At 54.1% G+C, this 6,616-nt stretch carries 3 protein-coding genes and 4 pseudogenes; 2 read left to right on the top strand and 5 right to left on the bottom strand.

Features of this window, described 5'->3' with window-relative positions; all coding sequences use genetic code 11:
• Window positions 1-1,043: pseudogene (locus tag F475_RS05915) on the top strand (hypothetical protein); the annotation flags it as partial.
• Window positions 1,044-1,354: 311 nt separating this feature from the next.
• Here F475_RS05915 and F475_RS30965 read toward each other — a convergent pair.
• The 4 genes and pseudogenes from F475_RS30965 to F475_RS05900 form a co-directional block, all read right to left on the bottom strand.
• Entirely contained in the window at window positions 1,355-2,122 is a 768-nt protein-coding gene (locus tag F475_RS30965) for a methyl-accepting chemotaxis protein (RefSeq protein ID WP_371924251.1), read from the bottom strand.
• 99 nt (window positions 2,123-2,221) lie between these two features.
• Window positions 2,222-3,298, bottom strand: a pseudogene (locus F475_RS30960) (cache domain-containing protein); the annotation flags it as partial.
• 191 nt (window positions 3,299-3,489) lie between these two features.
• Entirely contained in the window at window positions 3,490-4,113 is a 624-nt protein-coding gene (locus tag F475_RS30955) for a dimethylsulfonioproprionate lyase family protein (protein ID WP_158538455.1), read from the bottom strand.
• A 145-nt stretch (window positions 4,114-4,258) separates the two neighbouring features.
• Window positions 4,259-5,188 (bottom strand): GlxA family transcriptional regulator, encoded by a 930-nt coding sequence (locus F475_RS05900; protein ID WP_111453409.1) that lies wholly within the window; start codon window positions 5,186-5,188, stop codon window positions 4,259-4,261.
• A 682-nt stretch (window positions 5,189-5,870) separates the two neighbouring features.
• Here F475_RS05900 and F475_RS05895 point away from each other — a divergent pair.
• Window positions 5,871-6,044: pseudogene (locus F475_RS05895) on the top strand (LysR family transcriptional regulator); the annotation flags it as partial.
• Here F475_RS05895 and F475_RS05890 read toward each other — a convergent pair.
• Window positions 6,041-6,499: pseudogene (locus F475_RS05890) on the bottom strand (patatin-like phospholipase family protein); the annotation flags it as partial. The pseudogenes F475_RS05895 and F475_RS05890 sit on opposite strands and share 4 nt — an antisense overlap.
• Window positions 6,500-6,616: the final 117 nt, after the last annotated feature.

Raw genomic sequence — 6,616 nt, 5'->3', positions numbered from 1 at the left:
TCGGTGGGCGCCGTTGCAACCTCGACTGGCACCATCCGGAGCTGGAGCGCCTGATCGAGGTCGGCTCGGCCTGGGGGCAGTTCCATTGGGTCTACGCCGAAGCGCTTCAGCGTGGCTATCGGGTGGGTGCCGCGGCGAACAGCGATGAGCATCAGGGGCGTTGTGGCGGTGGTGTTCCGGCCACGGCGGTGTTCGGCTCTCGCGGCGGGCTGACTGGCGTGGTGGCCGAGGCCTTCGATCGAGCCAGTGTTGGCAAGGCACTTCGCGCCCGTCGCACTTTTGCCACCACCGGCGAGCGTTCATTTGCCAGCCTGCGCCAGGGCCAGCATTTCATGGGTGAAGTGTTCACCGCCGATGCAAATGCCACGCTGGACTATCGACTGCTCGGAGAGGCGGGCTGGGAGCAGGTCGATCTGTTCGATGGCGACAAACTGATCTGGTCGCGCAACCTGCATCAGGAATTGGGTTTTTCCAGCCAACGTATTCGTCTGCGCCTGGGCGGCGCAAGGATCAAGGACCGTTATCGCGGCGCCTACTGGACCGGCGAGATTCGCGTGACGGGTGCGGTCATCAACGGCTTTCGCGCCTTGGGTCTCGATCACCCCGAACAAACTGTATGGCGCAAGGATGCAACGGTTCTGGCCTTTCGCACCGACACCAACGGCGACACCGACAGCATCGAAATCGACCTGTCGCAATTGGCCGGCGCCACGCTGCAGGTTCATAGCCGCATCGATAACTACATCAAGGTCGGCGACCCGTCTGAACCGCAACCTTACGTGCATGCGCCGACGGTGCTGATGGAGTTGTCCGGCGATGAGTTGCTGGTGCAATCGCAAGTGACCGAAGAGCTGCCGGGCGCGGAGTTGAAGGTGTCCCTCGAAAGGACAACCGCTGCGCCGCTGCCTCGTGAACTGCAAGGGCAAATCGAGCTTGCCCGATTGAATCTGGAGCAGGGGCGTGAACATCCATTGTTCATCTGCGCGCGTCAGCGGGATCAGTCCAGAGTCTGGACCTCTGCATTGTTTTTGACCCTCCCATAAGGCCACGACCGAGGAAACTCAATCATGTAGTTCAGAGTCATGTGACTCAGCCCCCTGATCCCGACGGCCAAGCTCGGATCCTCGACCTAGAAACCCGGTGAATGCGTGGACTACCGACACCTGTTGCAGCACCGGCAGCAACGGTTCACCAGCGCTGTCTTGTTGTAGCCAGCGCGGTAATTCCCGCGCAGGTACTCGACCTTAGCGGATGCCCCTGAGGCGTTGGTGATTTTTTTTCTGCGGTGCGGGTCATGCGCTGCAACACGTCCAATTATTGCTATTTTGCCGTCCCTGGCTGACCGTTCCTAAAACTAGAATTTAAAGCGACCAACCAAACTCTTGAGCTGAGCGGAAATGTCAGTCAAACGGCCCGAACCGGTCTGCGCTGAGTGTGCAAACTGCTCTACCAACTGTGCATCGGCATGGATCTGCGTGATGTGCCGGTTTATGTCTTCGGCCACCTGATGCTGTTCTTCTGCTGCAGTGGCGATTTGAGTGTTCTGGTCGCGAATCGAATCCACTGAAGTGCGGATCTTGTCGAAACTGTCGCGAGCCTGCTGAATACGCTCGACGCTGGTATGTGACACCTGCAAGCTGCCTTGCATCTGTTGGGTCACTTCCTGGGTTCTGCGCGCGAGGTTTCCTAGCAGGCTGTCAATTTCGCCCGTAGAGTCCGCCGTTCGCCGTGCCAGGGCGCGCACTTCATCGGCGACCACGGCGAAGCCACGACCTTGATCACCGGCACGCGCTGCTTCGATTGCGGCATTCAGTGCAAGCAAATTAGTCTGCTCAGCGATCGAACGAATGGTATCCAGGATGGTGTTGATGTTCTTGCTGTCCTGTTCGAGCGCCAGCATTGTCTGCGTCGACTTTTCCAGGTCTGCGCTCAGTTTGAGCACGCTGCCCGTAGCTTCACCTATGTGCTGCTGCCCGTCGTGCACATCGCGGTAACCCGCATCTGCACTGTTCGCGGCCTCGCTGCAGGAACGCGCTACTTCGTTGGCAGTGGCTACCATTTCATTGAAAGCAGTGCTCACCAACTCTACTGCCTCGCGCTGCCGCCCGGCCGCCTGGTTCATGTTTTTTGCAACCTCGCTGGTGTCAGCGGCCGCGGCTTGCAGGTCGGAGGAGGCGTTGCCGATGCGCTGTACCAACTGGGCAATCACACCCAAAAACTGGTTAAACCAGCTCGCCAGGCTAGCGGTTTCATCCTTGCCCTGGATTTTGAGTTGGCGAGTAAGGTCGCCTTCACCTTCGGCAATCTCTTGCAAGCCATCCGCCACGCCGCGAATCGGTCGCACGATCACACTGGCGAAGCTTGCCCCAACGATGGCGAAGATGACGGCAAGCACCGCTGCGATGGCGACGATCAACCAAGTGAGACTCGAGGCCTGGGCCATCACTTCGTCACGTTTGATCAAGCCGATAAAACGCCAGCCGAGACCCTTCGAGCTGACCACGTTGGCCATGAAGGGCACACCATCAATTTCGATCTGGCTTACGCCATCTGCGCGGTTGGTCAGTCCAGCATAGTTGGGGCCAAGATCGGCCAAGGGCTTGAAGTTATGTTTTGAGTCACTGGGATCCACCAGGACGTTGCCATTGGCCTCAACTAGCATTAGATAGCCGCTTTCCCCCAGCTTTATGTTTTTCACTAACTCAGTCAGTCGCTTGAGCGATACATCCAGGCCAACAACGCCTACTGGAGTGCCACTGCTATCGGCGATAGTGCGGACGGTACCGATCAACGACACATCATCCGGCGCCCAGTAATAGGCCTCTGTGCGCACCGTGGAGCCTGGTGCGGCCATGGCAGCCTTGTACCAGGGACGCACGCGCGGGTCATACCTTGCCATTTTAGGGTCGTCTGGCCAGGTAGCATAACCTCCATCGTTCAAGCCCAATGAAAGATAGGCCGTGGTGGGATGGCTTTTGGCAAATCTCTCGAAGATCTCCAAAAGTTGTTGATTGATTTCGGGGAAAGGTATTTGTGCAGCGTCGGCACTGGAATAATTTTTTAATCCCGTGGCCGATACGATTCGCGGATCCTTGGCGATGTATTCAACGCTTTGGCTGATGCTATCGAAGAACTGACTCATCCCATTGTCAATTTGGCGAATTTCACGGCTGCTGCTATCCAGGAAGTTGGCGAGTGCCGCGTTCCGCAGATTTAGCACAACAATTACCGCCACTAGAATGACGGGGAGGCAGGCGATGGTTGCAAATCCCCAGGTCAACTTCTGTTTGATATTCATGACTACTTCCGCTGGTATTTATAGGAGTAAGAACGTTGTTCCATGCGGGTCGGCCAGTAGGCTCAATTTTTATCGTGCTATAGACGGGTCTGCGCCAATATTCTGCAGACGGTCGAGCGAGTTCTGATCACCGTGTTCGATGCGTCATCAATTAAGGAGTGCGGCTTGTTGATGCCTCCGTTAAAGACAATTCAACTTAGCCCTGCCAGGCTCTCGTGCTGAAGAGTGGTCTGTGACGATCCCTCAATCAGCCCCCAAATTGCCAACAGTGGTTTGCTGGTTGACCTCATTGAATGGACAGCGAGCGGGGGATTGAAAACCACCCCGCCAGGCCCGGGATTCCACCATCCGACATCTTCCCGGTACCAATCACCCTCTGATAAAACGACGTAAAATTCTGCAGGGGGATGCTTATGGAACGGGTAATAAAGCCCAGGCTCCATTATCGCAACTCCCACTGTCATTGTTGAACATTCGAATAGACCACCCTTTCCGAGAATCAAAGCATGCCGATGCCTTTCTTCAAAGTCGGTATTGTCTCCTTCGGTAGCGGATCGCTTCATCCAACGGCTATTGGGTAATAAAAACTCAAGCGTTGAAAGCAGGATTTTAAAGTCTCGCTCAGTCTTGGGGGCATCAGACAAAGCCTGAGTAACGGTGGCTGCTAAGGAGGAGGGTAATGCACTGCCCGAGAAGGGGGGGAGACCGATGTTCAAACGGGCATCGCCCAAGGATCGAACACGCACTTCAGAGTCCTCACCGTCAACTACACATGGGGAGTGACGAGCAAGAATTCGTAGAAGTGCTTCCCGCATAACCACTCCATACATTAAGAGTTGTTGTTCTGTCAGATTCAGACAAGATTGCATGACCCTTAACCTCTAGAATCTACCAGATAGATTGCGATACATAAGTTCGCGTAATTGGCGCCTGACCGGCTGTGGTTTCAAACCAACTAATTTAGATTTCAAAACGCGCCTCTCTTGAAGGTGGATGGCCGAACAAGTTGCTATAGCATCTGCTGAAATGACCTGCCGATACGAACCCGCAGGCAATTGCGATATCTATGATGGTTAATCGAGAGTTTTGAATCAGGCGCTGGGCTTCAGTGAGTCTTAATTCAAGGTAGTATTTTTGAGGGGGTGTACCTATCTGCTTTTGGAAAAAGCGCTGGATCTGACGCCTGGAAAGTTTTACGCAGGCTGCAAGTTGATCGAGGTCTAATGGTTCTTCAAGATTAGACTTCATAAGAGTGATGATTTCTCGTACTGGCACGGTCACCTTTTGGTCGTGCCTTTTAGACGTAGTACGAAAGCGAGACTGGTCATAGTCCAGCAATTCAAATACGGCGTCTGCCACCTTTGGATCGAGTACCTTGTACAGCCACTCAATCATTACCTGAAATGCGCCTGCAGGTGTGGAAGCCGTAAGTCGATCTCGATCCAATACCACGGTGTCCAGAGTCACGCTTGTATTTGGGGAGTATTCCGCTAGGGCGATTCTCTGCTCTGCATGAATGGCGCAGCGGTAGCCATCCAGGAGTCCAGCCTTACCAAGATACCAGGCACCATTCCAAAGCCCGCCTAACGCGATAGGTAGGCTTGCAAGTTTTTGCAGGAGACTCACCAACCAATTTGGTACCGTTCTTGGTGTCCGTAGACCACCGCACACCACCATCAAATCCAAATCCGAGATTCTGATATCGGTCAGGGGAGTGTCAGGTCTGATCGGTATTGCCAAATCACTGGTCACTTCAGAATCGTTACGACTGAAAGTATGTACTTTTACGGAGCCTGGTTGGATCAGATTTGCTGTCACCAGGACGTCCAGGCATTGAGTGAAACAAGTGAGGGAGAAATTTTCCAGCAGCAGAAAACCTATGTTCGACACTTTGCGAGATTCCGTTCGCGAATCTACTGACTGGAACCTGGAGATCTGGGAGGTCACACTTAAATCCTCTTGATATTTTTCATGTCAAACTACGCGGCTGGAAAATTTGGATTGGAACTTTAGTAATTATTTTCAGGGTGATCACTTGAAGCAGCGACCACCCATAGCTTCTTTAAGCGCTTTTGCAGCGGCTGCAACCTCTGCCACACGTCTAGCCATCAATTCGCAATACCAGTCGATGAATTGGCAGACCCCATTCTCTACCAACTGCGAATAGGGGGCCAGGCTGAAAGGCAGGCTAGGTCAAAAGTGTGGCCCGCAAAAAATCCACTCCCGATGCCAAATCTGTTCTAGGTCTCGACGACACACATCAGGATCAACATAGGCAGCACTGGGAAGTCCGTGTTGCGTTTTACGATACTTGATCAGGTCTAATACGGCGGTGTATTGATGCATTTTTTATGCGCTCCTAAGTAGAGGCTTTTTTGCACTGAACGCGTCGCGGATGGCTTGATTCCGGGCTCGCTATTGGCTCGAATGGACTATACGAGCTAGCCAATTCGGATAACCTGCCGCTATGCACGCCTCTTGATACGGATCGCTGGTGCCTTGCGATAGTCTAGGACGAGGCCGCCGGCCTTAAGAATCGATATTTTAGATAGGCTAGTGATAACCTACTGTTATGGTTAAGCAGACTGAACCAGATCAAACGCTGATCAAGATGCCGCCGTTACGCGCTGTCAAAGCCTTTGTGGCGGCAGCCAGGTATCAAAATTTTACTCGTGTTGCTGAAGCCCTTTGCGTAACACAGGCAGCGATCAGTCGTCAGATACGAGAGCTAGAAGTCCATTTAGGGAACACCAGTGGGATGACAGCGTTGGCCAGTAATGCCTGCTCAAGTTCGCCACTGGACACAACCGTCTCGGCACCATTGAGCAGGTCGGTGGTGACGATGTGTAGGGGCAACGCCGCCTCCTCAATGCGATGAATGGGCAATGCCTGACCCAGCAGTCAGTGTAACGCCGCCGGCTGCAACAGAAAGCCACGCCGTTTGATCAGTCCTCTACAGGTATCGAGCCAGGAGAGGGGGAAGATGTCAGTTTTACACAGCCCGCGCCAGAATCCGGCGAGCGCCTCGACGCCATCGAAATCGGGCCTTGCGGCAAAGTAGGCAACGTTGATAGCGCCTACCGAAGCGCCAACCACCATATTGCATCGAATATTGGCCTCAACCAGGCCCGCAACATACCCACCAGCACCGCACCCCCAACTGCCGCCGCCAGCGAATACGAATGCGGTTTTGGTCGCCATGGTCGAAGTCTCTGTGCATAAATGTATCGAGTTAGTGTAGCTGGCGGGTCGGCGTTACTTCCGGGTGCTCGCCACATGACCGAGACTTCGCAAGCTTGGAGTTCCGGACGATGCCGA

This window comes from Pseudomonas sp. URMO17WK12:I6 (assembly GCF_003253625.1).
Classification (GTDB): Bacteria; Pseudomonadota; Gammaproteobacteria; order Pseudomonadales; family Pseudomonadaceae; genus Aquipseudomonas.
Note: the sequence above shows the minus strand (reverse complement) of the source record. Positions and strands in the feature narration are given on the sequence as shown.

Coding starts and splice junctions, on each gene's coding strand:
- F475_RS30955 (WP_158538455.1), bottom strand. CDS start 4,113: ATGCGGGAAGCACTTCTACGAATTCTTGCTCGTCACTCCCCATGTGTA.
- F475_RS30965 (WP_371924251.1), bottom strand. CDS start 2,122: ATGAACCAGGCGGCCGGGCGGCAGCGCGAGGCAGTAGAGTTGGTGAGC.